This is a genomic window from Halovibrio variabilis, from assembly GCF_007991175.1.
In the GTDB taxonomy this organism is placed as follows: domain Bacteria; phylum Pseudomonadota; class Gammaproteobacteria; order Pseudomonadales; family Halomonadaceae; genus Vreelandella; species Vreelandella variabilis.
Genome location: NZ_BJXV01000014.1, coordinates 33,544 through 56,028, shown reverse-complemented (window position 1 = coordinate 56,028; position 22,485 = coordinate 33,544). Strand labels below are relative to the sequence as shown.

Below are 22,485 nucleotides of genomic sequence, written 5' to 3'. Positions count from 1 at the left end.
TTAACCGTTATCTTAATCGATTAAGATCGTGCTGCTCAGTTAGCCGCTTTGACAGAGGAAGTTCAATAGCGACTTTTGTCTAACAACAGACCTTCAGTTTTCACTAAATAAAATCGTTCCTTAGACATTAGTCGTTAATTAGCAACTAGCTGTTGGTAACAAGAGGCTTAATCGATTAAGTTTTGGCTACCTTTCCACAAGCACAGTCCATAAGTACTGTGGTGTTTCACAGCAGTCTCTACCCCGCTGGGGGAACTGTGCAAGGGAAGTGTTATCGATACGATCTTAATCGATTTAGATCAAAGCGCTTACGAACAGACGCTTATAAACAACCGCCTACCAATAACAATAGGGTACTCAAAAACAATGTATAAAATGACATTCAAAAAGCCGTTAGCGATTGCCATTGCCGCCGCCAGCTTAGGGATGAGTGGTGTTGCTTCAGCACAGATGACCATGGAACAGCGCTTTGCCGAACTGGAAGCCCGCATTGAAGCCGCGGAACAGCGTGCCGATGCCGCCGAGCGCCGTGCCGAGATCGCCGAGCAGACCCAGGCAGCGCCGGAAAGTGACGCGGAGATTGAAGAGCGTCTGGCCCGGGTGGAACGTTATGCCGATGGCGAAGAGGGTTTCTCGTTTAACGTTTACGCCCGTTCAGGCCTGCTGATTGGTGAAGATGGTAAAAGTGAAAACGCTGGCCCTTATCTAACACCCGCAGGCGGTGAAGGCGGCGCCGTTGGCCGCTTAGGCAATGAGCCGGATACTTACGCCGAAGCAATTTTCAACTACCGCATGCAGTTTGATAACGGCGCCAAAGCGCTTTACCGCACCATGATTGCTGACGGCACGACCTCCAGCAATGACTGGACCGGCGGCGAGTCGGATATCAATGTGCGTCAGGTGTTTGCCGAATTCAGCGATCTTCCCAGCTTTACCGGTGCCTTTGAAAACGCCTCTATCTGGGCGGGTAAGCGCTTTGACCGCGATAACTTCGATATTCATTGGCTCGACAGCGACGTGATCTTCCTGGCGGGTACCGGTGGCGGTATCTACGACATGCAGTTGGCAGATAATTGGAAGTCCAACCTGTCGATTTACGGCCGTAGTTTTGCCGACTATCCGATCGTTGACCGCGAGAACCCCGGTCTTGAGGGCGATACCGACAACCTGATCCTGACCTCCAACAACTACTTCGGCAACTGGCAGTGGATGGTTAACGGTATGTCCGCTGCAGACAACGACGAGCGCTCGAATGATGTACGCTTTGATGAAGATGAAAATTTAATTAGTACTGGTCAAGCTGGCGCCGATACAGGCTGGCACACCATGGTGGCTTATCATGGCGACAGCTTCTTCGGCATGGGTGAAGGCAGTTTTAAAGCGGCCGTGTTGCATGGTCAGGGGTTAGGTGCCGAGACCAAAAGTCTGGGTTCACGGGGTGATCTAACCGATGATGCTACCGCCACGCGCCTAGCGCTCTATGGCACAACGTATATTGCCCCGCAGTGGCGCATTGCCCCCTCCATTCTGGCTGAAACCAGCGAAGACCGTTATGTCCAGGGCGATAAGTACAACTGGGCAGGGCTTAACGTACGCCTGGCCAACGAGCTAACGCAGAACTTCGAAATGCAGTACGAAGCTGGCTATCAGTGGATGGATCTCGATCCCCAGGGTTATAGCGGTCGTAACGCCGTGGATGGTGGCTTCAGCAAATTCACTATTGCGCCCACCTTCAAGCCTGAAGTCGGCGGCTTCTGGCAGCGTCCTGAGATTCGCCTGTTCACCACCTTCAGCGATTGGGACGACGACCTTAACAACTACGGTGCCAGCTCACTGGGCAACGAAGGCTTCACTGGCGGCCAGTGGTCCTTCGGCGTTCAGACCGAGGTGTGGTTCTAAACGATGCGAGTTAATTAGCTGTTCACTGTTTCTTCTCCAATGCGCATTGCCCGCGATCCGTCGCGGGCTTTTTTTTGCGTGCGTTTGGACGGTTGAGTGTGTCGGCCGTATGGCAGATGCCTGAACGAGCCATATTAACAATGCCGGTATATAGCCACTGTTATTGTTGTCACTCTTTTATCGCCCCTCTTTTTAGCTGCCTTACTTCACTGCATCAGTGTTTTGCACCATCCTGACCTTGTATCGGTGTATAAAAGACGAATTAAGCGCAGATGCCGGTATTTTGTAGTAAAATTACACGAAATATTGCGTATAATGCCCTTTTTCAGGTAAGTTTTAGGTAATCTAACTACGTTAGTTGTCTAATTATAAATAGGAGCAACGATGAGCCAGTCCAATGCTTCCCAAGGTGCACCGCTGGGTGGCCTTAATCACGCTATCGATCTGGCGCTGTTTGGCGCGCTGGGTGATCTTGCCATGCGCAAACTGTTTCCGGCCTTGTACCATCTTGATCGCGAAGGCCTGATGCCTGATAGCACGCGCATTATGGGGCTGGCTCGCCAGGAGCACGATGCGGCGTCTTTTCGTCAACTGGTTAGCGAAGCGCTGCAAAAGCGGATAAAAAAAGACGAGCAGGATAAACAAAGCATTACGCGGTTTTTAAACCGTATTGACTACTTAAAACTCGACTTCAAGCAAGCCGAGGGGTTTGAGAAAATACGCCAATGGCGCGAAGGGTCTGAGCGCCCGATGGTGGTGTATTTGTCGGTTGCTGCCGTTATTTATGGCGATATTTGCCGCAACCTGGAAGCAAGCGGCAGCTTAGACGATGAAACTCGCGTGGTCGTGGAAAAGCCAATTGGATCTGACCTGGCGTCATCAATAGAGATCAACGATGCCATCGGCGCCGTTTTTCCTGAATCACGCATCTATCGCATCGATCACTACCTGGGCAAAGAAACGGTGCAAAACTTGATTGCCCTGCGCTTTGCCAACCCGCTATTTGGCACCCAGTGGAATCAAAACCACATTTCCCATGTGGAGATTACCGTCGCTGAAAAAGTCGGTATTGAAGGGCGCTGGGGGTATTTCGATGAGGCGGGGCAACTGCGCGATATGGTGCAAAACCATTTGCTTCAGCTGCTGTGCCTAATCGCCATGGACCCGCCTTCCAATTTGGATGCCGATGCGATACGCGATGAAAAGGTCAAAGTGCTTAAAGCACTCAAGCCGTTTGTAGGCGAAGCGCTCGGGCGTGATGTGGTGCGCGGCCAATATATTGCCGGCAATAGCGACGGCCAGTCTGTCCCCGGCTATTTGGAAGAAGAGGGCGCCAACACCGAGAGTCGAACCGAAACCTTTGTGGCCATGAAAACCGAAGTGGCTAACTGGCGTTGGGCAGGGGTGCCGTTCTACCTGCGCACCGGTAAGCGGATGCCGGAAAAGCTCTCGCAAATTGTGATTCACTTCCGTCAGCAGCCGCACTATATTTTTGATCCCGACCAGCGCGACATTGCCGCCAATAAACTGATTATTCGTCTACAGCCGGAAGAGGGCATTGCCCTGCAAGTGTTGACCAAAGATAGCGGCCTGGATAAAGGCATGCGCCTCCGGCCTGGCCCTTTGCACCTGGATTTCAATAATGCCTTTCCCAAGTCGCGGATTCCCGATGCCTACGAGCGGCTGCTGCTCGAAGTCATGAAAGGTCAGCAGTATCTGTTTGTTCGCCGTGACGAAGTTGAACACGCCTGGCGTTGGTGCGACCAGTTAATTGAGGGTTGGAAACAACGCGAAACACCGCCGCGCCGTTACCCGGCTGGTTCTTGGGGGCCTGTCGCATCGATTGCCATGATTACCCAGGATGGTCGTAGCTGGTACGAGGATTATTAATATGAGCCAATCACGCCAACAGCTTGCCGAGCAGCTCGCCGAAGCGGTTTTCCAAGCCCTTCACGACGACTTGAGCCATCAACAGCGCGCCTTGTTAGTGGTCTCAGGCGGCTCAACGCCGGTGCCTTTTTTTGAAGCGCTGGCGGCTAAGCCACTGCCGTGGGAGCGCATTGATATAACGCTTGCCGACGAGCGCTGGGTGGGCATGGATAGCAGCGATAGCAACGCCAAATTGGTGCGTGAGCATCTTCTTCAGGGCGACGCCATAGAGGCCAATTTTCTACCGTTAACGTGTGATGCGGCCACCCCCGAAGAAGGGGTTGATGAAGTGGCTAAGCTCGCGGAAACACTGGCTTGGCCTGCCAGCGTGGTGATTCTGGGCATGGGCGGCGATGGCCACACGGCCTCGCTGTTCCCCGACAGCTTGGAGCTTGGCCTGGCCCTGGCCACCGAGGAGTTGCTGGTGGCGGTGCGAACGCCCAGCCAGCCGCAGCCGCGAATCACCTTTTCCGCGGACCGCTTGCATCAAGCGCGGCGGCATATTTTGCATATTACCGGCGACGATAAGCGCGCGGTGCTGGCTAAAGCTTTGAACGGTGACGATGTGCGTCAACTGCCCATACGTGCTTTTTTAACCTGTCCATTGGCGATTTACTGGGCGCCCTAAGCGCCAGCCGCCTTAGCCAATAATAATTTGCTTGGAGACTCACTGATGAGTATTGAAAAACAGCTACCTTCTACCCGCACCGCAGAGCTCGACAGCATCTGCTCGAAAGCCGAAGTGATTCCGGTAATCACTATTGAGCGCCTTGAAGATGCCGTGCCGCTAGGGCGCGCCCTGGTGGAAGGCGGCTTAACCGTGCTGGAAATTACCCTGCGTACCGACTGCGCGCTAGACGCGGTAAAACGCATGCGCGAAGCGCTGCCCGGCGCCAGCATTGGCGTGGGCACCGTATTAACCCCGGCGCAGTATCGCCAAGCCGAGCAAGTAGGCGCCGATTTTGTTGTTACGCCAGGGGCGACCGATGCGTTATATCGCTACGGCGTAGAAAGTCCTGTGCCGATGCTGCCGGGCGTTTCGACGATTTCTGAGCTGATGACCGGCTGGCAGTATGGCTACCGCCGGTTTAAATTTTTCCCTGCTGAATCCAGCGGCGGCGCCAAAGCGATTAAAGCCTTCGGTGCTCCGATTCCTGAAGCCCGCTTCTGCCCCACGGGCGGCATTACTGTCGACAATGCCGATGACTACCTATCGCTGCCCAACGTGATGTGCGTTGGTGGCTCCTGGTTAACGCCCAAAGCGATGGTCGAGGCGGAAGATTGGGATGGCATTCGTGAGCTGGCTCGTCAGTCAGCTGAGCGCTTTCATCATTAAGTAAGCCATCCGTAATCCTAGCCCTAGCTATGTTTTTAAGCATAGCTAGGGTTTTTTTATAGCGATATGCCAGCTTTTTAGCTAGTTTATCCGCCCGTGTAAGACCAAAGGGGTATAACGGGCTATATTCAGCTCGACTAAAATGCCCCACGAATTGTCTGACATTTCGCTATACGCGCATACAGTAACGTGCGTGCCACTTATAATGATGATGAGGTAGTCAATATGCACGCGTTGACCCTGGCGTCCTTCCTGTTCTTCACAGGGCTTGTCGCCTTTATCACTTGGCGGATTACGCGCCGAGATGATCATTCAAGCACCAGTGGCTATTTTCTGGCTGGACGCACGCTAACGTTCCCGCTGATCGCGGGTTCATTGTTGATGACCAACCTCTCCACCGAGCAAATGGTGGGGCTCAACGGGGCTGCCTTTGCCGATGGCCTGAGTGTGATGGCCTGGGAAGTGGTGGCGGTTATCGCGCTGGTCGCATTGGCGCTATTTTTCCTACCCCGCTTTTTGAAAAGCGGTATTGCCACGCTGCCGCAGCTGCTCGAGATTCGTTTCGACAAAACGACCCAGCTAATTGCCAATATTATTTTCCTGCTGGCTTATGCGGTCATCCTGCTGCCGATTATTCTCTATTCGGGGGCGATCGGCCTGCAGGGCATGCTCGATCTTCAGGGGTTAACCGGCATCGAATCTTCCACCGGGCTGCTTTGGCTTACGGTGTGGATTGTCGGCATTATCGGTTCGGTGTATGCGCTGTTTGGGGGGCTACGCACGGTAGCGGTGTCCGATACGCTTAACGGCGTTGGGCTGTTGATCGGTGGTTTCGTCATTGTCTATTTTGGCCTACAGGCCGTGAGTGACGGTTCGGGGGTGATGGAAGGGTGGAACATCCTCAAAGAAAGCGACCCCGATAAGCTCAATTCAATTGGCGGCTCTGATCAGCAGGTGCCATTTTTCACCCTGTTTACCGGCGTCTTCCTGATTAACCTGTTCTACTGGAGCACCAACCAGCAGATTATTCAGCGGACGTTTGCGGCCAAGAACCTCGCCGAAGGTCAGAAAGGCGTGCTTTTGACCGGCCTGTTCAAGCTGCTGGGGCCGCTGTATCTGGTGCTGCCAGGGATTATTGCCTATCACCTTTATGCCGATCAGGGCGTGCGTGCCGATGAAGCCTACGGCCATCTGGTGTTTAACGTACTGCCACCTTACTTGACCGGCTTTTTCGCCGCGGTGATGGTTGGCGCGATTCTGTCGTCGTTTAACTCGGCGCTTAACAGCACCACGACGATCTTCAGCCTGGGTATCTATAAAGGCGTACTGAATAAAAACGCTAGCGAAGAGCAGGTGGTCAAATCGGGTAAGGTGTTCGGCTGGATCATGGCCGTTTCCACCATGATCATTGCCCCGCTGCTGGCAGGTCAGGAAAGCCTGTTTGGCTACCTGCAGAAGATGAACGCGATCTACTTTATTCCTATTTTGGCGGTTGTGTTGGTTGGGCTTCTGACCAAGCGTGTTCCCCCCATGGCGGCGAAAATTGCCCTGGTGGGTGGTTGCTTGTTGATTGCCGCCGGTTACTTTGTGCCACCGTTCACGCTGCTTCCCCAAGTCATGCACGAGTTCCACTTCGTGGCGTTGGTCTTTGTGTTGTTGGTCGTTGTGATGCTGATTATCGGTAAGCTTCGCCCCAGGGAAACAGACTGGATTCAGCAGCACAGCGGCGATGTGGATCTGACACCCTGGAAAGGCGCAGTACCCGCCGGTATCGTCCTGGTTGTGTTAGTCATCGTTATGTACATAAGCTTCGCCGGTTGAATGAAAGCCTTGGTCGCAGCTTAGTCGCAGATAGAGATGAAGCCGTAATAACGAATAGAAAGGCCCCTCGAGCTTATACTCGCGGGGCCTTTCGCATTGCTAGAGCGTTATAATTGGTCTCTTCGTCATTCAGTATAGGATTAACTCTGCCAGCCTGATGGTAGCTCTTGTGGGAGGGCGCTTCAGCGCGCGAAGGGTGCCGCAGGCACTCCCTTGGTTTCATTATGCTAGGAGCCCAAATATTCGCGAGCTGAAGCTCCCTCCCACAAAATATAGATAGCTTAGTAGTTTCATCCTGAAACGTGAGACACAAAACTGCTAACGAATATTAAATCCACATGAAACGACGGAGAACCTATAATTGAGAGCGTTATACGAGGCGCAGCGGCGGCTCGGCGAGCCCTTTGATACCGGTTTCGGCCACATAAAGTGAGCCTGCGGTTGGCTCCTGAGCAAGCTGCTCAGCGCTGAAACCTTCTTGTGCCGTGGTGATATACAGCGTTTTAAGCTCGGGGCCTGCAAAGGCCGGGCAGGAAGGCTGGCTGACCGGCAGCTCAACGCGCGCAATCACTTGGCCGTCATGATCCAGGCGGACGACTTGGCTTGCTCCCCAAAGGGCTAACCACAGGCAACCTTGGCTATCGACCACGGCACCGTCTGGGTTGCCTTGAGTGGCTGAAAAATCTGCCCAGGGCTGCGGCTCACCTTTCGGCCAGCCATCGCTATCCAGCGTCCAGCGCATCACCACGCCTGTTGCCGTATCGGTAAACCAGGCAAACCCGCCATTGGCAGAGAAGCAGATAGCATTGGGAATGGTCAGGCCGGTGCGCAACTGAGTCAGCTTGCCGCGATGCAGGCGATAAAGGCTGCCTGCGCCTTTTTCGGCGGCCTTACCCATGCTGGAAAGCCACAGGCTACCGTGGCGATCAATGCGGGCGTCATTGCTGCGGGTGACCGGGTTGTCGGCTTCGAAATCGCAGAACTTCTCAACAGCGGCATTAATAGGATCAAAGCGGCTTAAGCGATCTTCACCGACGAGTAGCAGGCCACCGCCTTCAAGCGGTGCGGCGAGGGATACCATGTGATCAAGCTGATAGTGTCCGCTTTCGCCGCTGGCGGGGGATAACCAGTGCAGCTGCTTTTCGAGAATATTGCACCAATAAAGGCGCTGGTTAACGGCGTCCCACTGCGGGCCTTCGCCCAGGATGCAGCGACAGTCGACCGCTAGTTCGGCCTGCCACGTTGAAATACTCATGTCTGATTGCATTGTTATTGGTTCTCCTTATGGTTCTCCTGCTTGCCAGGCATCGACTAACGCCTGTGCCTGTTTGCCCACCTGAGTGGCGCTTTGGCCGGGTTTATATAACGCGCTTCCAAGCCCCGCGCCATCGACACCAGCGGCGCGCCAAGCGGCGAAGTTATCGATCCCAATGCCGCCAACAGCATACAACAGAGTGCCCTTGGGCAGTACTGAACGCACCGCTTGCATGCCCGCCAAGCCTACCTGAACCGCGGGGAAGAGTTTAAGCCCGGAGGCACCTGCGTCCAGTGCATCGAACGCTTCAGAAGGTGTCACAATGCCCGGCCAACTGGCCATCTCAAGCCGGTGAGTCTCCGCTATCACAGCCGGGCGGCAGTTAGGCGAGACGATCAAACGCCCCCCGGCGGCGTGAACATCACGCACCTGCGCAGGCGAAAGCACCGTACCAGCCCCAATCACCGCTTGATCGCCAAAAGCATCTACCAAGCGACGAATGCTTTCGAGCGGATTAGGCGAATTGAGTGGCACCTCAATCTGGGTGATCCCCGCGGCAAGCACCGCTTGAGCGATGTCAATCACTTCTTCGGGCGTTACGCCGCGTAAAATACCGATCAAAGGCAGCGCCATAGCAAATCTCCCCATTCATATTAGTGGCTTTACGCCTTGAGCGCATGGTGGGCAAGGCGTAGACCTGCCAGTACGGCCGTGTCGCCATCCAGATGCTGTGTCTGAAAGCCGATTGCGTTGAGTGCTAAGGTGTAGCGTTGGCACAGGGCTTGATGACCAATCAGCGTTATCGGCTCGTCACTCAAGCGTTGATCACAGGCGTCGGCTAGCTCAAGCCCAATGGCGAGCCCAGAAAGCCGTGCCGAAAGCACGTCGGCCCGCTTCTTACCCGTCGGCAGGTGGCTATCGAGTAAATCTTGCGCACGCAGGCCGAACAGGCGGCTGCTAAAGGTTTCGGGGGCTGCGTTTATCTCGCTGACTGCCGAGATAAACGCCTCGCGGCACGCTGGGTCGTTAAGGTCGTCGCTACCCACCGAATGTTTGAGTACCGATTGTTGGGCTAACAGTTGGTAAAGCTCACCGGTTAGATACGTCGTAAACTGCGTTACCGCCCCCGCGTCCAGGCTTGCCCATTTGGCATGGGTGCCGGGTAGGCAGGCAAGGCCGGTAAAAGCAGGGTTATCAGCGACGAGCCCGGCTAACTGGGTCTCTTCGCCGCGCATGACATCAAAGTGCGTTGCGTTACTGCGGGTTTGGCTCAACCCAGGCAGCAGATAAACGCTCAATCGTTGGCTCGTAAGCGTGGGCGTCACCGCGCCCTGGCTAAGCTGATTAAGCCGCGTTGGCACCGGCAAATAGGCAGCTTCTTGCCAGCCTTGGCGGGCGCCTGCCATGCCGCATACCATCACATCGGTCTGCCCGGTGGTGGGTAGCCAATCACCCACCAGTCTCAGCAACTCGGCTTCATACTCGTCGGCCTTTAGCGACAGCATGCCCTTGTCGCTACGGGTTTGAGCAATGACGTTAGTGTGTTTATCCAGCCCCCAGGCGCGCAGGTTGCTGGACCCCCAATCCACAGCAATCCAGGCCAGCTGGTGCGCTACTTCGGCAGTCGTCGTGTTCATGGGGTAAGTCTCAGTGTTGATAACATGGCTTACCACTCCGCAATAGAGCCGTCTTCGTGGGTCCAAACCGGGTTGCGCCAGCGGTGGCCGACTTTGGCGCGCTCTTCAACAAATTCTTCGTTAATCTCAACACCAAGCCCAGGGCCTTGGGGAATCGCGCAGAAGCCGTCTTCAATCGCTAGGGCGGATTTGTCGACCAGGTAGTCGAGTACGTCGTTGCCCTGGTTGTAGTGAATGCCCATGCTCTGCTCTTGGATAAAGGCATTGTGGCTCACTGCATCAAGCTGTAACGACGCAGCCAATGTCAGCGGGCCGAGCGGGCAGTGAGGCGCCAGGGCCACGTCGTAGGCGGACGCTAAGGCGGCAATTTTGAGGCCTTCGCTGATCCCGCCGCAGTGGGAAATATCCGGCTGAATAATATCGATCATGCCATCGGCCAGCAGATCGCGGAACTGAAAGCGGGTGTGCAGCCGCTCGCCGGTCGCCAGCGGGTAGCCCAGGCCGCCGGCGATATCTTTCAAGCAGGGCAGGTGTTCCGGGGCAACCGGCTCTTCCACAAACATGGGGTGGAAAGGTTCTAACTCGCGCAGCAGTGCTTTGGCCATGGGCCGGTGGACGCGACCATGAAAGTCGATGCCTATGCCGACATCCGGGCCAACGGCATAGCGGGCTTCCGCCACCCGGGCCACGGCTTCATCGACCTTGCGGTGGGAGTCGACAATTTGCATCTCGGGGGTGCCGTTCATTTTAAAAGCGGTAAAACCCTTTTCGACCAGCGCTTTGGCACCCGCCCCGACGTCACTGGGCCTGTCGCCACCGGTCCAGGCATACATGCGCATTTTGTCGCGCACGGCACCGCCTAGCAGCTGGTGAACGGGTACGCCCAGATCGCGACCTTTAAGATCCCATAGCGCCTGGTCGATGCCCGCAATCGCACTCATTAAAATAGGCCCGCCGCGATAAAAGCCGGCGCGGTACATCATGTTCCAGAGATGCTCAATGCGGTGCGGATCCTGGCCAATCAGGTAGTCGGAAAGTTCATGCACGGCGGCTTCAACGGTGGCAGCGCGACCTTCGATCACAGGCTCTCCCCAGCCGTAGCAGCCTTCGTCGGTTTCTATCTTCAGGAACAGCCAGCGCGGCGGCACTTGCCAAGTTTTGAGACGAGTAATTTTCATGTGGGTATTCCTTGTGCAAAGCGAAGTTTAACTGACGATGCCAAGATCAATGGCCGTGCGGCGCAGTACCTCGCGTGCAGCGATTTCTGCGGCGGCTGCATCGCGGTGGCGAATGGCCTCAAGTACCTGACGGTGACGCGCTAGGCTGTCGTCCAGTGTATCGGTGCGATGTTGCGAGTTATGGATCAGCGCCATGATGGAAGGGCGCAATAGATGGCCCATTTGCCGCCAAACTAAATTATGGCTGGCCCGATAGGTGGCGTCATGAAAGGCGACATCGTATTCAGCGTGTTCAGCGCGCAAGGCAACGCTGCCTGCGCTGCTCTTCATGCCCGCAAAAGCGCTCTCCAGGCGCGCGAGGTCTTCATCCTGGGCTGCCTGTGCGGCGAGGCCAGCCACCACGGGTTCTGCGGAAAACCGAAACGCATAAATCGCCCTTACCAGCTGTGGGTCAAGATTCACTAAGCCGGTCATCCAGTGACTCATCAGCGGGTCGAGTAAATGCCAATCTCCCATCTTGCGAACCAGCGTGCCGCGCCCCGCAGTGCGCTCTAATAGCCCTGCAGCGGTGAGGCTGGTCAGCGCATTGCGTACCTGATTACGGCTGACGTTAAAATGAGCGCCAATATCCAGCTCGCGGGGAAAAATGTCGCCTGGTTGCCAATGGCCTGCCAGTAACGCTTGAGCAAGCAAGCGCGCTAAATTTTCAGCGCCACCCTGGTGGGCGGGTAGGGAGTCCAGGGACATGGAGCGTCTCTTATAAGGGGTAGAGTAAAATACAGTCTAGTAAATGTCTGACATTTCTACAAGCGAACTGCTTTAGACAAAAGTCCGAGTTAGGTTAGCGCTTAGTCGACCCCAACGCAGGCATAAAAAAAGCACGCCTGAGTCAGACGTGCCATGTGTTAATAGTTTATCGCGCTACTTATTAGCCAATATCCGCCTGAGTAGGCAGCGCCGCATAGGCGCCGGGTCGAGTCACAGCATGGGCGCCGCAGCGGCAGGCGGTCGCTACCGCGCGTTGCAGAAAGTCGGCATCGTGGTGCCAGTTTTCATTGATCCCGTGGGCTGAAAGCTCCGCTAGCAAACCGCCAATAAAGGCGTCGCCGCCGGCGGTGGTATCGACTGCTTTCACTTTGGGTGGCGCAATGCGCTGGTCGATGCCAACACCTTTGAGCACCACGTCGTTGGGGCCGTCGGTAATCAAGATAATCTTAACCCCTGCCACTAGCCGCTCTGAAAGCCACGTTTCGGCAGGATGATCAGCGCGCAGATAGTCGAGCTCTTCTTGAGAGAGCTTGAGCAGTTCAGCCCCGTCCAGCAACTGGGTGACTAAGCTGGCATCCGCTTCATTGTTTGGCCACAGATTATGGCGCAGGTTGGCGTCGACGCTGACCAAACAGCCCGCGCGCTTGGCCATGGTGGCCATCGCCAGGGTAACGTCGGCGATCTCTGGGTCGGTGAGACTGTTACTGCACAGGTGTAAAATAGCCGGGTCTTCAAACACGCCCTGGGGTAAATGCTCAAGGCGATACAGCAGATCGGCAGCGGGTGGCCGATAAAAGTCAAAGGTGCGCTCGCCGCTGCTGTCCCGAGAAACGAAGGCCAGGGCAGTGCGGGCCGCTTGGGTGAGTATCACGCCCTGGGTATCCACACCGTGGTGTTGCAGCTCGCGGATTAAAAAATGCCCAAAGGTGTCGTCACCCACCATGCCCAAAAACTGGCTGGGTACGCCCAGCCGCGCGCAGGCAACCGCCACATTAGCAGGCGCACCACCGGCGTAGGGGGTAAAGGTTTCCTGGACCTCGGTTGAGGTGCCCAAACGGCTGGAAAGCATATCGACCAGGGCTTCCCCAAATGCGATAACTGGCGTCATTAGTGGCTCCTTGTTGTGAACTTATGCCACGCAGTGGCCGCGTGCAGCTTCAAGCAGTTCATACCAGGCTTCGCGGGGTAGCGTGGCGGGGCCGTTGAGCATCGCGACGATTCGCTCAGGCTTGACGCTGCCCACTACGGGTACCGGCGAATTAGGGAGGCTGCGCAGCCAGGCCAGGGCAATGCCGTTCGGTGTAGTGTTGAGCGTCGTGGCCCATTGATCCAAACAGTCACCGATTGGGCCTTGCATCAATTGCCCACCTGCCAGCGGCGACCACGCCATAGGGGCGTGGCCATCGGTACACAGATCGTCAAAACTGCCGTCGAACAGCGGCGCGGTATGGGCAATCGAAAGCTCAATTTGATTGGCGCTTAAGTGCTGATGCATGGCGCCTTGCAGGCGTCGCCATTGACTGGGCAGGTGGTTGGAGACACCCGCCGCGCCGATTTTGCCTGCTGCAATGGCGTCATCCAGGGCGCGGCCGGTGGCTTCTGCGTTCATGAGCAGGTCGGGGCGGTGAATCAAAAAGTGATCGAGGCGTTCGACGTTTAAACGCTCAAGCGAGGCGTCAATGGCGCCATTTAGATAAGCGGGGCTAGCGTTGTAGTGCTTTACCTTGCCCGAATCGGGCGCCGGGTTATCGTTGGCAATCCCTGCCTTGGTCACTATCTTTACCCGCTTCGCCAGCGCAGGGCGGGCCCGCAGCGCGGCACCAAATAGCGTCTCCCCTTGGCCGCTGCCGTAAATATCCGCGTGATCAAACCAGTGAAGGCCTTCTTCCAGGCGTGCTTCGATCCAATTGGCGAGTTGCTCTGGGTCGTGCATCGTGCGCGCTTCGTGCAAGCGCATCATGCCAAGTATAAATGGCACGTCAAAAGTAACAGCAGACATAGCGGAGCACCGTATTGATATTATTAGAAAACTTCTTCGTTATGCAGCGCTTCGGCGGCGCCCAGCAGGCCGGTCCAAGGGGCGGTGACGACCCACACGGGGATGTCCGCGTTGTAGGCGCCCATGCGACCTTTGTTGGTAAACGCAGTACGCAGCTCGCTTCTCGGCAGCCAATCCAGCAGGCGCGGCAGGATACCGCCACACAGATAAACGCCGCCCCGTGAACCCATGGTTAAGGTGGCATCGCCGCACACGTCGCCCAGAATTTTCAGAAACCGCAGCAGGGCCGCGGTTGCCAGGCTGTCGCCTGCGTTGGCCGCCGCGGTGACGTCTGCCGGGTGAGTGACGGTTGGGGTAACGCCTTCAAGCGTGCAGTAGGCTTGATAAAGCTCCAGCAACCCTTGGCCGCACAATAGGCGTTCAACGCTTACCCGCGCGTGGCGCTGTTTGAAAATATCGACAATTGCCCTTTCGGTATCGTCGGTAGGGGCGAAGGTCACGTGGCCGCCTTCGGTGGGCAGTGGAATCCAGGCGTGCTGGCCAGGGAATACACCGGCCACGCCCAGCCCGGTACCGGGGCCGATGATTAGGCGTGTTGCATGCTCCTGGGCGTTACCCGGCTGGATTTCCACCAGATCCTCGGCCGCCACATGGGGAACGCCTAACGCCTGTGCGGTGAAGTCGTTAATGACTTTAAACAGCGAGAGGTTCAGCGCTTGCTGAACGTCGCCTTTCATAAAGTCCCAATGATTGTTGGTCATTTTAACCCGCTCGGCGTGGACCGGGCAGGCGAAGGCTAAACAAGCTTCCTGAGGGGCGTTGTCACCCGTGGCACCTACCTGGTTTAAATAGTCTTGCACGGCCTCGGTGATGCCAGCATAGTCGGCGCAGGGCAGGTTCAAGATATCGCGTGGGATAATTTCACCGGGGGAAACCAGCGCTAAGCGCGCATTGGTTCCCCCGATATCGCCGATTAACGCCGGTCGCATCAGGCATCCTCTTCCGAGATTTGGCCCTGCTGACGAGCAATGTCATCGGCTTCAAAACCACCAAACACGCCGGCACCTTCTTCACCGCGCATGGCTAAGTGGCGGAAACCGCCGAACAGCTCGCGACCTAAGCCGACGTGGTAGTGATCCAGCTCACCGATCTGTAGTTCGCGTTTGGACCAGGTGTGGGGGTCGATCTTGGCTTCCAGCGTGCCTGCGTTAGCATCCAGGCGCACAATGTCGCCGTCGCGCAGTTTAGCCAGTGGGCCGCCATCCAGCGCTTCGGGGCTCATATGGATAGAAGCAGGCACTTTGCCCGAGGCGCCAGACATCCGCCCATCGGTCACCAGCGCGACTTTGAAACCACGATCCTGCAGGACACCCAGGAAGGGCGTTAATTTGTGCAGTTCCGGCATGCCGTTGGCTTTGGGCCCTTGGAAACGTACGACCACGATAACATCGCGATCCAGGTCGCCAGATTCAAAGGCGGCTTTCATTTCGTTTTGGTCTTCAAAGATTTTGATCGGCGCTTCGACGATGCGATGCTCTTCGGCCACCGCTGACACCTTGATCACACCGCGCCCTAAGTTGCCTTTCATCACCGTGAGGCCGCCGGTTGGCGCGAAGGGCGTGGCGACGGTGCTGAGGACGGCTTCGTCGAGGCTTTTCTCGGGGCCTTCGTGCCAAACGATTTTGCCATCTTCCAAGAACGGCTCTTGGGTATAGGCGGTTAAATCGGTGCCGAACACGGTCGGGATATCGCCATGGATCAAGCCAGCGCCCAGTAGTTCGCGGAACAGGTAGCTCATGCCGCCCGCTGCTTGGAAGTGGTTGATATCAGCTTGGCCGTTGGGGTAAACCCGCATCAGACTGGGTGTGACCGCTGAAAGGTCGGTGAAGTCGTCCCAGTTGAGGGTGATGCCCGATGCAGCCGCCATGGCGATCAGGTGAAGCGTGTGGTTAGTTGAACCGCCGGAGGCCAGCAGGCCCACCACCGCGTTAACGATCGCGCGCTCATCAATCTGCTTGTAGAACGGGCGGTAGTCGCCACCGGGTTCGGTGTTGCGAATCGCCTGCTCGGTGGCGTAGCGGGTCAGTGCTTCGCGCATCTCGGTGCCGGGGTTAACGAAAGAGGTGCCGGGCAGGTGTAGGCCCATCATCTCCATCATTAGCTGGTTGGAGTTAGCGGTACCGTAAAAGGTGCAGGTGCCGGGGCTGTGGTAAGAATCCGACTCCGCCTCCAACAGCTCAGCGCGGCCCACTTTGCCTTCCGCGTAAAGCTGGCGAATGCGGGCTTTTTCTTTATTGGGCAGGCCGCTGGGCATCGGGCCTGCTGGTACGAACATCGCTGGCAAGTGGCCAAAGCGCGCGGCAGCGATGAACAGCCCTGGAACAATCTTATCGCAGACGCCTAAATACAGCGCCGCGTCGAACATATTGTGCGAGAGACCCACTGCCGCTGCCATGGCAATTACATCACGGGAGAACAGTGATAGTTCCATACCCGGTTGGCCTTGGGTGACGCCGTCACACATGGCTGGAACGCCGCCGGCAAACTGGGCGGTTGAGCCCATATCCCGGGCTGCCGCTTTGATGGTTTCCGGGAAGGTTTCGAGCGGCTGGTGCGCCGAGAGCATATCGTTGTAAGACGAGATAATGCCCAGATTGGCACTATTCATCAGCTTAAGCTCGCCCTTATCACGCGGGTTGCAGGCAGCAAAACCGTGGGCTAGGTTGCCGCAGCTTAGCTCAGAACGGTGCACACCACGTTTATGCTGATCCGACATGCGCCGCTCGTAGAGGGCACGACGCTCAGCAGAACGCTCACGAATGCGCTGAGTCACCTCAGCAACGGTGGAGTTTAATTTAGCAGGTGTTGAGCTCGGCATAGGGACCTCTGCGTGATAGAGACGGTGTGAGAGACTTGTAGTTATTTTACATTTTTTAGTGTCGATATAAGAGACTTTACGGCAATAAAAACCATATTTGTAGTTTTATTACCCTAATGTAGTGTGGCTATCACCTTGCCCACGGGGTGCGATGAAAGCCTTTAGATTATAAGAGATTGGGATACCCATGGATGAAATTGCAAGTATAGCATCCAGGCTTTTGCTACCCTTTTGCGTTTTGACGAATAGTTCTAATGAATAGTTGATTGCCCCTAATGAGAGAGCCCTCAAAAAGCCGGAGCCTGCATGCACCCCATCGTTGACCACATTCAGCCCGTTGACCGCCATGCGGGTGAAGTAACGTGTCGCTATTTGGATACGCTAACCAAGCCACCGGGGAGTTTAGGTGCCCTTGAAGACCTAGCCGTTCAGCTTAGTACTATTACCGGCGAGCTTAAGCCCAGCGTGGCGCCACCTGCCGTGACGGTGTTTGCCGCCGATCACGGCGTTGCCGAAGAGGGCGTCTCGGCGTTTCCTCAAGCGGTGACCGCGCAGATGGTGGCCAACTTTGCTAGCGGCGGGGCGGCGATTAATGTGTTTGCCCGACAGATAGGCGCCAACATAGAGGTCGTGGACGTTGGCGTGGCAAGCGCCACCGAGGCGCCCGGTGTGGTCAATGCCAAGCTGCGTTATGGCACCGCCAATATGGTGGTGGAAGACGCGATGCACGCAGATCAAGCCTTAGCGGCGATTGACGTAGGTATCGCGGCCGTTGAGCGTGCAAGAACGGCGGGAGCACGCTGCCTTATTGTCGGTGAAATGGGCATTGCTAATACCACCGCCAGCAGCGCCATGCTGGCGGTACTCACTGGTGAGTCGGTGGCAAGCTTGGTAGGCGCAGGAACCGGTATCAATCAGCAGCAGCTGGTCCACAAAGTGGCAGTTATTGAGCGCGCCATCGCCGCCCGTAACGCTGACTCCCTGGCGCCTTTAGAGGTGCTCGCCAAGTTGGGTGGGCTGGAAATTGCCGCCATGGCCGGGGCTTACTTGGCGGCAGCGGCGCATCGGTTGCCTGCAATTGTGGATGGCTTTATTGCCACCGTGGCGGCGCTTATCGCCTGCCGAATGTGTCCCGCCGTACGCGGTTATCTTATCTTTGGTCACCGCTCCCATGAGCCAGGACACAATATCGCTTTAAAGGCGCTAGAGGCAAAACCGCTGCTTGATATGGGCATGCGGCTAGGCGAGGGTAGCGGGGCGGCGCTCGCCTTTCCGCTACTGCAAGCAGCAACAGCGATGGTGGCGGAAATGGCTACCTTTACCGATGCCGGTGTTAGCGATAACGCAGCCCCATGAGCGTGTTTAGCGATTATTTTTTCGCCGCTCTGGTGATGGTGACCGTTGCGATTATGATTGATTTGATCGTCGGTGACCCACGGGCACTGCCGCACCCGGTGGTGCTGATTGGGCGTTTTATTGCCGGCTATGAGCGGCTGTGGAATCGCGGCACTGCGCAGCAGCGCAGGCTCAGCGGCGGACTGCTAACCCTCATGGTGGTGGGCGGTACATGGACGATTAGCTGGTTAGCGCTGGCCTTACTGGCCAGGCTCCACCCGGGGCTTGCGATCATCGCAGAGCTCTGGCTGCTCTCCACCACGCTCGCTATTAAAGGCTTGGGCGACGCGGCCCGCGCCGTGGTTGAGCCGCTGACCAAAGGTGATTTGCCGGCTGCCCGTCAAGCGCTGGGGATGATTGTTGGCCGCGATACCCAAGGTCTGGATGAAGCGGAGGTCGCGCGGGGCACGGTAGAAACCGTGGCGGAAAACACGGTGGATGGCATCACCGCGCCGTTGTTTTTCGCCCTTATCGGCGGGGCGCCGCTAGCGCTGGCGTACAAGGCGGTTAATACCCTGGATTCGATGGTAGGCTATAAAAACCAGCGCTATGCGGATTTTGGTTTTGCCTCCGCCAAGCTGGACGACATAGCCAATTGGCTACCGGCACGTTTCACCGTGTTGTGTCTATGGCTTGCTGGCCTGCTGCTTAATGTTACGGGTGTTTTGGCTTTGCGCTGGCGCGGCGCACTGCGCGGCACTTGCCATGATGCGCCGCGTCATCCAAGCCCCAATGCTGGCTGGCCGGAGGCTATGGTGGCAAGGCTACTTGGCGTTCAACTGGGCGGCACTAATTACTATCAAGGTGTGGTGTCTCAGCGCGCTACCCTAGGCAAGCCCCTTGAGGTGCTGCAGGTCACGCATATCACTGCCACGGTGCGCTTAATGCATGGTGCCTGGCTACTGTTTATGTTGCTGTCCGTGGTGGTGATAGCTGGATTGTCATTCATTTTGAAGGGGCTACTATGACTAAATTTATGTGGCCCAGCCACGGCGGCCAAGCCGAAGCGCTATTAGCGCACTTCGGTTTGCCCGCCGATCACCGTCTGGAAGACTTTAGCGCCAACCTCAATCCTCTGGGGCCTCCGGCATGGGTGAGTGATTGGTTAGCCAAACAGCTGGCAGGTCTTGAACGTTATCCTGCCCCGGATTACGCCGCTGCGCGTCAGGCCATCGCCGCCCATCACCAGCTTCAGCCCGACCAGGTACTGCTGACCAACGGCGGCGCGGAGGCGATTTTTCTCGCCGCCGCGCTACATGCAGGTAAGCGCGCGGCGATAATTACCCCAAGCTTTGGCGAGTATGCCCGCGCATGTCGCGCCCATCGGCTCGCGGTCACAGAGATTGCACTGCCCGCGCCGCACTTCACGTTGGCTATTGATTCGCTATTGGCTGAGCTTAACGGCATCGATGTGCTGTTTCTATGCCGGCCCAACAACCCGACGGCAACGCTTATCGATGCTGCTGAGATGGAGGCATTATTGGCGCACACCGCCTTGATTGGCTGCCGCGTGGTGGTCGATGAAGCGTTTGTCGATATGGTGGGCGAGTCGTCGGCTTCGTTGGCACCGTTACTGGCACGCTACCCACACTTGATTCTGCTGCACTCAATGACCAAGTTTTATACCCTGCCGGGCTTGAGACTTGGCTATATGCTAGCGGACGCGGCGACGATAGATACCGCCGCCACCCATCAGCCAGCCTGGAGTGTTAATCACTTGGCGGCTGAACTGGTAGCGCCGCTATTGGCAGATGAAGCCTTTGCCCGCCGCACCCAGCGTTGGTTGGCTACTGAGCGCCCACGCATGATGCAGGCGCTTATCCAACTAGGGTTCGAAATAGTCCCGAGCCATGCCTGTTTTTTTCTAATGCGCCCTAGTGCCGCCCAGGCAATGACCAGCGACGAGCTTTTTGAGCAGCTACTACGCCGGGGAATTTTAGTGCGTCATACCCACAACTTTTCCGGGCTCAAGGGTGATTGGCTAAGAGTGGCGCTGCGCGACGAACCTGCCAATCGGCGGCTAGTCAATGTACTTAAGAAAAAAGTGACTGAAGAAAAAGGGACTGCATGATTGTCTTCGTTAGCGGCGGCGCGCGCTCCGGTAAAAGTGAACTCGCCGAGCGGTGCGTGCTTAGCGCGGCGGATGGCGCTACTGGCTACTACCTGGCGACCGCTCAGGCATACGACCGCGAAATGGCCGAACGTATCGCGCACCATCGACAGTTCCGATGCGGGCAGTGGCAGACGCTGGAGGCGCCATTAGCGATTGATCGGGCGCTCGAAAAAGTGCCCGATGGCAGTGCGGTACTGCTGGACTGCCTAACCCTCTGGGCCAGCCAAGTCTTGTATGCCAGCGAGCTTAGCCAAGCGGAGGGCTTGGCGCTAATGGCCAACATGCTTGCTGATGCCCGAGTGCGCAGCATTCATTTGGTGATTGTCTCCAACGACATCAATGAAGCGCTGCCACCCACTGATGCTGAAACCTGGCGCTATCTCGCCTTTCTTCAGCGCACCCATCGCTGGCTCGCGGCAGAGGCCGACTCCGTCATTGAGGTAATCGCGGGCTGCGCCCTGAAGTGGAAACACGAGAAGGGGCATTCGCTGTGAAAAGTGCTCTATTTGGCCTTTTGCTGGCGCTGCAGTTTCTGACCCGAATCCCCATTCCAATTGCTTGCCCCTGGACGCCTGAGACTCGCCGCTGGGCGGTGCGCTGCTATCCGCTTGTCGGCCTTTTGATTGGCAGCGTGCTGGCGCTGCTCGCGTTTGTAATGCACAACGTCCCAACGCCGATCACCGCGTTGGCGGTATTAAGCGTTTGGGTGACGCTTTCCGGCGGGCTGCATTTGGACGGCGTGATGGATATTGCCGATGCTTTGGGCAGCAATCAGCCGCTAGCGCGGCGTTGGGAGATCCTCAAAGATCCACAAATTGGCAGCTTTGGCATGTTAGCGCTGGTGTTTCTGCTTGCCTGGAAGGGCGTGCTGCTGTGGGCGCTGTTGGCGTATAACGCCCCTTGGTGGTGGCTAGTAGTTATCCCGGCACTCGGGCGCTGGGCAGGCGTTGCGTTGCTGGTCTTAACGTCCTGCGCCCAGCAGAAGGGCTTGGCATGGAGCTGGCAGCAGTCGCTCGGTACCCTGGATGTGGTGCTGGCGCTGGTGCCCATGGCATTGATTACGCTGCTGGTACCCTCGCTTGCGCTAATGGGGCTCGCGACAGCTGTCTTTGTGGGGCTTTCGCGCTGGTTCATGTTGCGACTGTTTAACGGCATTAACGGCGATATGGTCGGTGCCACCATTGAAGGAGGAGAGTTTTGGCTACTGATCTTAGTGTGGAGCTGGTGGCAGTTCGCCACGGTATCACCGCTTGGAATTTAGAGCGCCGTTATCAAGGCCAGCAAGATATTCCGCTGCTGTTTCCAGACGCTGAAGCGGGGTTACTGGCGCTACGCGAAGCGCTGGCGGATGAGCGCTTTGATGCCATCTACGCAAGCGATCTGCAACGCTGTCAGCAAACCCTGGCGTGGGCCCAGGCTGTGAAAGAGGGCGTACCGCTTGCGCTTGAGCCACGTCTACGCGAGCTCGATTTTGGTGAGTATGAAGGCAAGGTTTACGACGAGCTTAAACACTTACCTCATTACCGCGCCTGGATTGACAGTGTGGGGGAATTGCAAATACCCGGCGGTGAGTCGGCGGCACAACTGCGCGAGCGGTTGGATGCCTGGCTGCATGAACTAGCGATGAATGCCCAGCAGGACGGCCACCGCAAAATTCTGGCGGTCACTCATGGCGGCGTGATTCGTGAGCTGCGCCGACGCTTTGAAACGATTCACTTCTGGGATGGTACGGTCGTTCAGGCCCAAGGCAGGCGCTGGCAGCTTATTTACCACACCGACGAACAGGGGAAAGGGGAATGGCAATGCAGCTTTTCATCGGCGGTGCCTGCGCTGGCAAACGCGATGCCGTAACGGCTCGTTTTCCCGGCGCCATATGGTATCGGCTGGCGTCGGTTCAGCGGTTGGAAGCAAGTCAGCAAGCGCTGGTTGCCGACACGCCGCTGTTGATAACCGGCGTGTTTGAGTGGCTCGAATCAGCGTTAGAAAGTGCTGAAAATACTGCCTTACGCCAACAGTGGCAGGGCGATATGACACAGCTCTGCCTGCGTGCCGAGGAGCTACAGGCGCCGCTAATCATCATTGCTAGCGAAGTCGGCCGCGGGATTGTGCCCATGCAGCCCGAGCAACGGCGCCTACGTGATCTCAATGGCTGGTTCGTGCAGGATGCCACCGCCCAAGCCGACCAGGTTTGGTATGTGCGGCATGGGTTGGTACAAGCGCTGAAGGGTTAGTGTGCGTATGCTTACAACTAATGAAGACTAACCAATAGATTTATAG

At 56.7% G+C, this 22,485-nt stretch carries 21 protein-coding genes; 12 read left to right on the top strand and 9 right to left on the bottom strand.

Annotated features, from left to right (window positions below):
- Positions 1-366: 366 nt before the first annotated feature.
- From HVA01_RS13075 to HVA01_RS13055, 5 genes are all read left to right on the top strand, one after another.
- Complete coding sequence (locus HVA01_RS13075; RefSeq protein WP_146875855.1) at positions 367-1,899, top strand: carbohydrate porin; 1,533 nt, start codon at positions 367-369, stop codon at positions 1,897-1,899.
- 384 nt (positions 1,900-2,283) lie between these two features.
- A complete protein-coding gene (gene zwf / locus HVA01_RS13070; protein ID WP_146875854.1) occupies positions 2,284-3,789 on the top strand; it encodes a glucose-6-phosphate dehydrogenase in 1,506 nt (501 codons plus the stop codon).
- 1 nt (position 3,790) lies between these two features.
- Positions 3,791-4,456 (top strand): 6-phosphogluconolactonase, encoded by a 666-nt coding sequence (pgl, locus tag HVA01_RS13065; protein ID WP_146875853.1) that lies wholly within the window; start codon positions 3,791-3,793, stop codon positions 4,454-4,456.
- Positions 4,457-4,501: 45 nt separating this feature from the next.
- On the top strand, positions 4,502-5,164 hold the full coding sequence (locus HVA01_RS13060) for a bifunctional 4-hydroxy-2-oxoglutarate aldolase/2-dehydro-3-deoxy-phosphogluconate aldolase (RefSeq protein ID WP_146875852.1): 663 nt from the start codon (positions 4,502-4,504) through the stop codon (positions 5,162-5,164).
- A 225-nt stretch (positions 5,165-5,389) separates the two neighbouring features.
- Complete coding sequence (locus HVA01_RS13055; RefSeq protein ID WP_146875851.1) at positions 5,390-6,985, top strand: solute:sodium symporter family transporter; 1,596 nt, start codon at positions 5,390-5,392, stop codon at positions 6,983-6,985.
- Positions 6,986-7,355: 370 nt separating this feature from the next.
- Here HVA01_RS13055 and HVA01_RS13050 read toward each other — a convergent pair whose 3' ends face one another.
- The 9 genes from HVA01_RS13050 to edd form a co-directional block, all read right to left on the bottom strand.
- A complete protein-coding gene (locus tag HVA01_RS13050; RefSeq protein WP_246129616.1) occupies positions 7,356-8,240 on the bottom strand; it encodes an SMP-30/gluconolactonase/LRE family protein in 885 nt (294 codons plus the stop codon).
- A 27-nt stretch (positions 8,241-8,267) separates the two neighbouring features.
- Positions 8,268-8,873, bottom strand: a complete 606-nt coding sequence (locus HVA01_RS13045) for a 2-dehydro-3-deoxy-6-phosphogalactonate aldolase (protein WP_146875849.1) — start codon at positions 8,871-8,873, stop codon at positions 8,268-8,270.
- 29 nt (positions 8,874-8,902) lie between these two features.
- On the bottom strand, positions 8,903-9,877 hold the full coding sequence (locus HVA01_RS13040; protein ID WP_146875848.1) for a 2-dehydro-3-deoxygalactonokinase: 975 nt from the start codon (positions 9,875-9,877) through the stop codon (positions 8,903-8,905).
- Between the two features lie 29 nt (positions 9,878-9,906).
- Positions 9,907-11,055 carry a galactonate dehydratase gene (gene dgoD / locus HVA01_RS13035; RefSeq protein WP_146875847.1) on the bottom strand — a complete coding sequence of 383 codons (1,149 nt, stop codon included), beginning with the start codon at positions 11,053-11,055 and terminating at the stop codon, positions 9,907-9,909.
- A 27-nt stretch (positions 11,056-11,082) separates the two neighbouring features.
- On the bottom strand, positions 11,083-11,802 hold the full coding sequence (locus tag HVA01_RS13030) for a FadR/GntR family transcriptional regulator (RefSeq protein WP_146875846.1): 720 nt from the start codon (positions 11,800-11,802) through the stop codon (positions 11,083-11,085).
- Positions 11,803-11,983: 181 nt separating this feature from the next.
- Positions 11,984-12,931 (bottom strand): carbohydrate kinase family protein, encoded by a 948-nt coding sequence (locus HVA01_RS13025; RefSeq protein WP_146875845.1) that lies wholly within the window; start codon positions 12,929-12,931, stop codon positions 11,984-11,986.
- Positions 12,932-12,952: 21 nt separating this feature from the next.
- Complete coding sequence (locus HVA01_RS13020) at positions 12,953-13,822, bottom strand: aldo/keto reductase (protein ID WP_146875844.1); 870 nt, start codon at positions 13,820-13,822, stop codon at positions 12,953-12,955.
- 23 nt (positions 13,823-13,845) lie between these two features.
- Positions 13,846-14,811 (bottom strand): glucokinase, encoded by a 966-nt coding sequence (gene glk / locus HVA01_RS13015; RefSeq protein ID WP_146875843.1) that lies wholly within the window; start codon positions 14,809-14,811, stop codon positions 13,846-13,848.
- Complete coding sequence (gene edd, locus HVA01_RS13010; RefSeq protein WP_146875842.1) at positions 14,811-16,700, bottom strand: phosphogluconate dehydratase; 1,890 nt, start codon at positions 16,698-16,700, stop codon at positions 14,811-14,813. The genes glk and edd overlap by 1 nt, the downstream gene beginning before the upstream one ends.
- A 306-nt stretch (positions 16,701-17,006) precedes the next feature.
- On the opposite strand from edd, the gene cobT reads away from it, so the two are divergent.
- From cobT to HVA01_RS12975, 7 genes are read left to right on the top strand one after another with little or no spacing between them, the layout of a single operon-like run.
- On the top strand, positions 17,007-18,056 hold the full coding sequence (gene cobT / locus HVA01_RS13005) for a nicotinate-nucleotide--dimethylbenzimidazole phosphoribosyltransferase (protein WP_146875841.1): 1,050 nt from the start codon (positions 17,007-17,009) through the stop codon (positions 18,054-18,056).
- The gene (gene cbiB, locus HVA01_RS13000) at positions 18,053-19,063 is read left to right on the top strand and encodes an adenosylcobinamide-phosphate synthase CbiB (protein WP_146875840.1); all 1,011 of its coding nucleotides are present in this window, start codon (positions 18,053-18,055) and stop codon (positions 19,061-19,063) included. The genes cobT and cbiB overlap by 4 nt, the downstream gene beginning before the upstream one ends.
- Entirely contained in the window at positions 19,060-20,166 is a 1,107-nt protein-coding gene (gene cobD, locus HVA01_RS12995; protein WP_146875839.1) for a threonine-phosphate decarboxylase CobD, read from the top strand. The genes cbiB and cobD overlap by 4 nt, the downstream gene beginning before the upstream one ends.
- Positions 20,163-20,702, top strand: a complete 540-nt coding sequence (locus HVA01_RS12990) for a bifunctional adenosylcobinamide kinase/adenosylcobinamide-phosphate guanylyltransferase (RefSeq protein ID WP_146875838.1) — start codon at positions 20,163-20,165, stop codon at positions 20,700-20,702. The genes cobD and HVA01_RS12990 overlap by 4 nt, the downstream gene beginning before the upstream one ends.
- Positions 20,699-21,469: an adenosylcobinamide-GDP ribazoletransferase gene (cobS, locus tag HVA01_RS12985; RefSeq protein WP_146875837.1), complete on the top strand. Its 771-nt coding sequence runs from the start codon at positions 20,699-20,701 to the stop codon at positions 21,467-21,469. Before HVA01_RS12990 ends, cobS begins: the two co-directional genes overlap by 4 nt.
- Positions 21,406-22,059, top strand: coding sequence for a histidine phosphatase family protein (locus HVA01_RS12980; protein ID WP_146875836.1), 654 nt, complete (start codon positions 21,406-21,408; stop codon positions 22,057-22,059). Before cobS ends, HVA01_RS12980 begins: the two co-directional genes overlap by 64 nt.
- Positions 22,011-22,439 (top strand): bifunctional adenosylcobinamide kinase/adenosylcobinamide-phosphate guanylyltransferase, encoded by a 429-nt coding sequence (locus HVA01_RS12975; RefSeq protein WP_146875835.1) that lies wholly within the window; start codon positions 22,011-22,013, stop codon positions 22,437-22,439. Before HVA01_RS12980 ends, HVA01_RS12975 begins: the two co-directional genes overlap by 49 nt.
- Positions 22,440-22,485: the final 46 nt, after the last annotated feature.

What these genes read in the sequence shown, in the direction of transcription:
- HVA01_RS13050 (WP_246129616.1), bottom strand. Translation starts at nt 8,240, where the DNA reads ATGAGTATTTCAACGTGGCAGGCCGAACTAGCGGTCGACTGTCGCTGC.
- HVA01_RS13025 (WP_146875845.1), bottom strand. Translation starts at nt 12,931, where the DNA reads ATGACGCCAGTTATCGCATTTGGGGAAGCCCTGGTCGATATGCTTTCC.
- cobT (WP_146875841.1), top strand. Translation starts at nt 17,007, where the DNA reads ATGCACCCCATCGTTGACCACATTCAGCCCGTTGACCGCCATGCGGGT.
- HVA01_RS13060 (WP_146875852.1), top strand. Translation starts at nt 4,502, where the DNA reads ATGAGTATTGAAAAACAGCTACCTTCTACCCGCACCGCAGAGCTCGAC.
- HVA01_RS13040 (WP_146875848.1), bottom strand. Translation starts at nt 9,877, where the DNA reads ATGAACACGACGACTGCCGAAGTAGCGCACCAGCTGGCCTGGATTGCT.
- dgoD (WP_146875847.1), bottom strand. Translation starts at nt 11,055, where the DNA reads ATGAAAATTACTCGTCTCAAAACTTGGCAAGTGCCGCCGCGCTGGCTG.
- HVA01_RS13055 (WP_146875851.1), top strand. Translation starts at nt 5,390, where the DNA reads ATGCACGCGTTGACCCTGGCGTCCTTCCTGTTCTTCACAGGGCTTGTC.
- glk (WP_146875843.1), bottom strand. Translation starts at nt 14,811, where the DNA reads ATGCGACCGGCGTTAATCGGCGATATCGGGGGAACCAATGCGCGCTTA.
- HVA01_RS13030 (WP_146875846.1), bottom strand. Translation starts at nt 11,802, where the DNA reads ATGTCCCTGGACTCCCTACCCGCCCACCAGGGTGGCGCTGAAAATTTA.
- zwf (WP_146875854.1), top strand. Translation starts at nt 2,284, where the DNA reads ATGAGCCAGTCCAATGCTTCCCAAGGTGCACCGCTGGGTGGCCTTAAT.
- HVA01_RS13075 (WP_146875855.1), top strand. Translation starts at nt 367, where the DNA reads ATGTATAAAATGACATTCAAAAAGCCGTTAGCGATTGCCATTGCCGCC.
- cobD (WP_146875839.1), top strand. Translation starts at nt 19,060, where the DNA reads ATGACTAAATTTATGTGGCCCAGCCACGGCGGCCAAGCCGAAGCGCTA.
- HVA01_RS12975 (WP_146875835.1), top strand. Translation starts at nt 22,011, where the DNA reads ATGCAGCTTTTCATCGGCGGTGCCTGCGCTGGCAAACGCGATGCCGTA.
- edd (WP_146875842.1), bottom strand. Translation starts at nt 16,700, where the DNA reads ATGCCGAGCTCAACACCTGCTAAATTAAACTCCACCGTTGCTGAGGTG.
- HVA01_RS13020 (WP_146875844.1), bottom strand. Translation starts at nt 13,822, where the DNA reads ATGTCTGCTGTTACTTTTGACGTGCCATTTATACTTGGCATGATGCGC.
- cbiB (WP_146875840.1), top strand. Translation starts at nt 18,053, where the DNA reads ATGAGCGTGTTTAGCGATTATTTTTTCGCCGCTCTGGTGATGGTGACC.
- HVA01_RS13045 (WP_146875849.1), bottom strand. Translation starts at nt 8,873, where the DNA reads ATGGCGCTGCCTTTGATCGGTATTTTACGCGGCGTAACGCCCGAAGAA.
- HVA01_RS12990 (WP_146875838.1), top strand. Translation starts at nt 20,163, where the DNA reads ATGATTGTCTTCGTTAGCGGCGGCGCGCGCTCCGGTAAAAGTGAACTC.
- pgl (WP_146875853.1), top strand. Translation starts at nt 3,791, where the DNA reads ATGAGCCAATCACGCCAACAGCTTGCCGAGCAGCTCGCCGAAGCGGTT.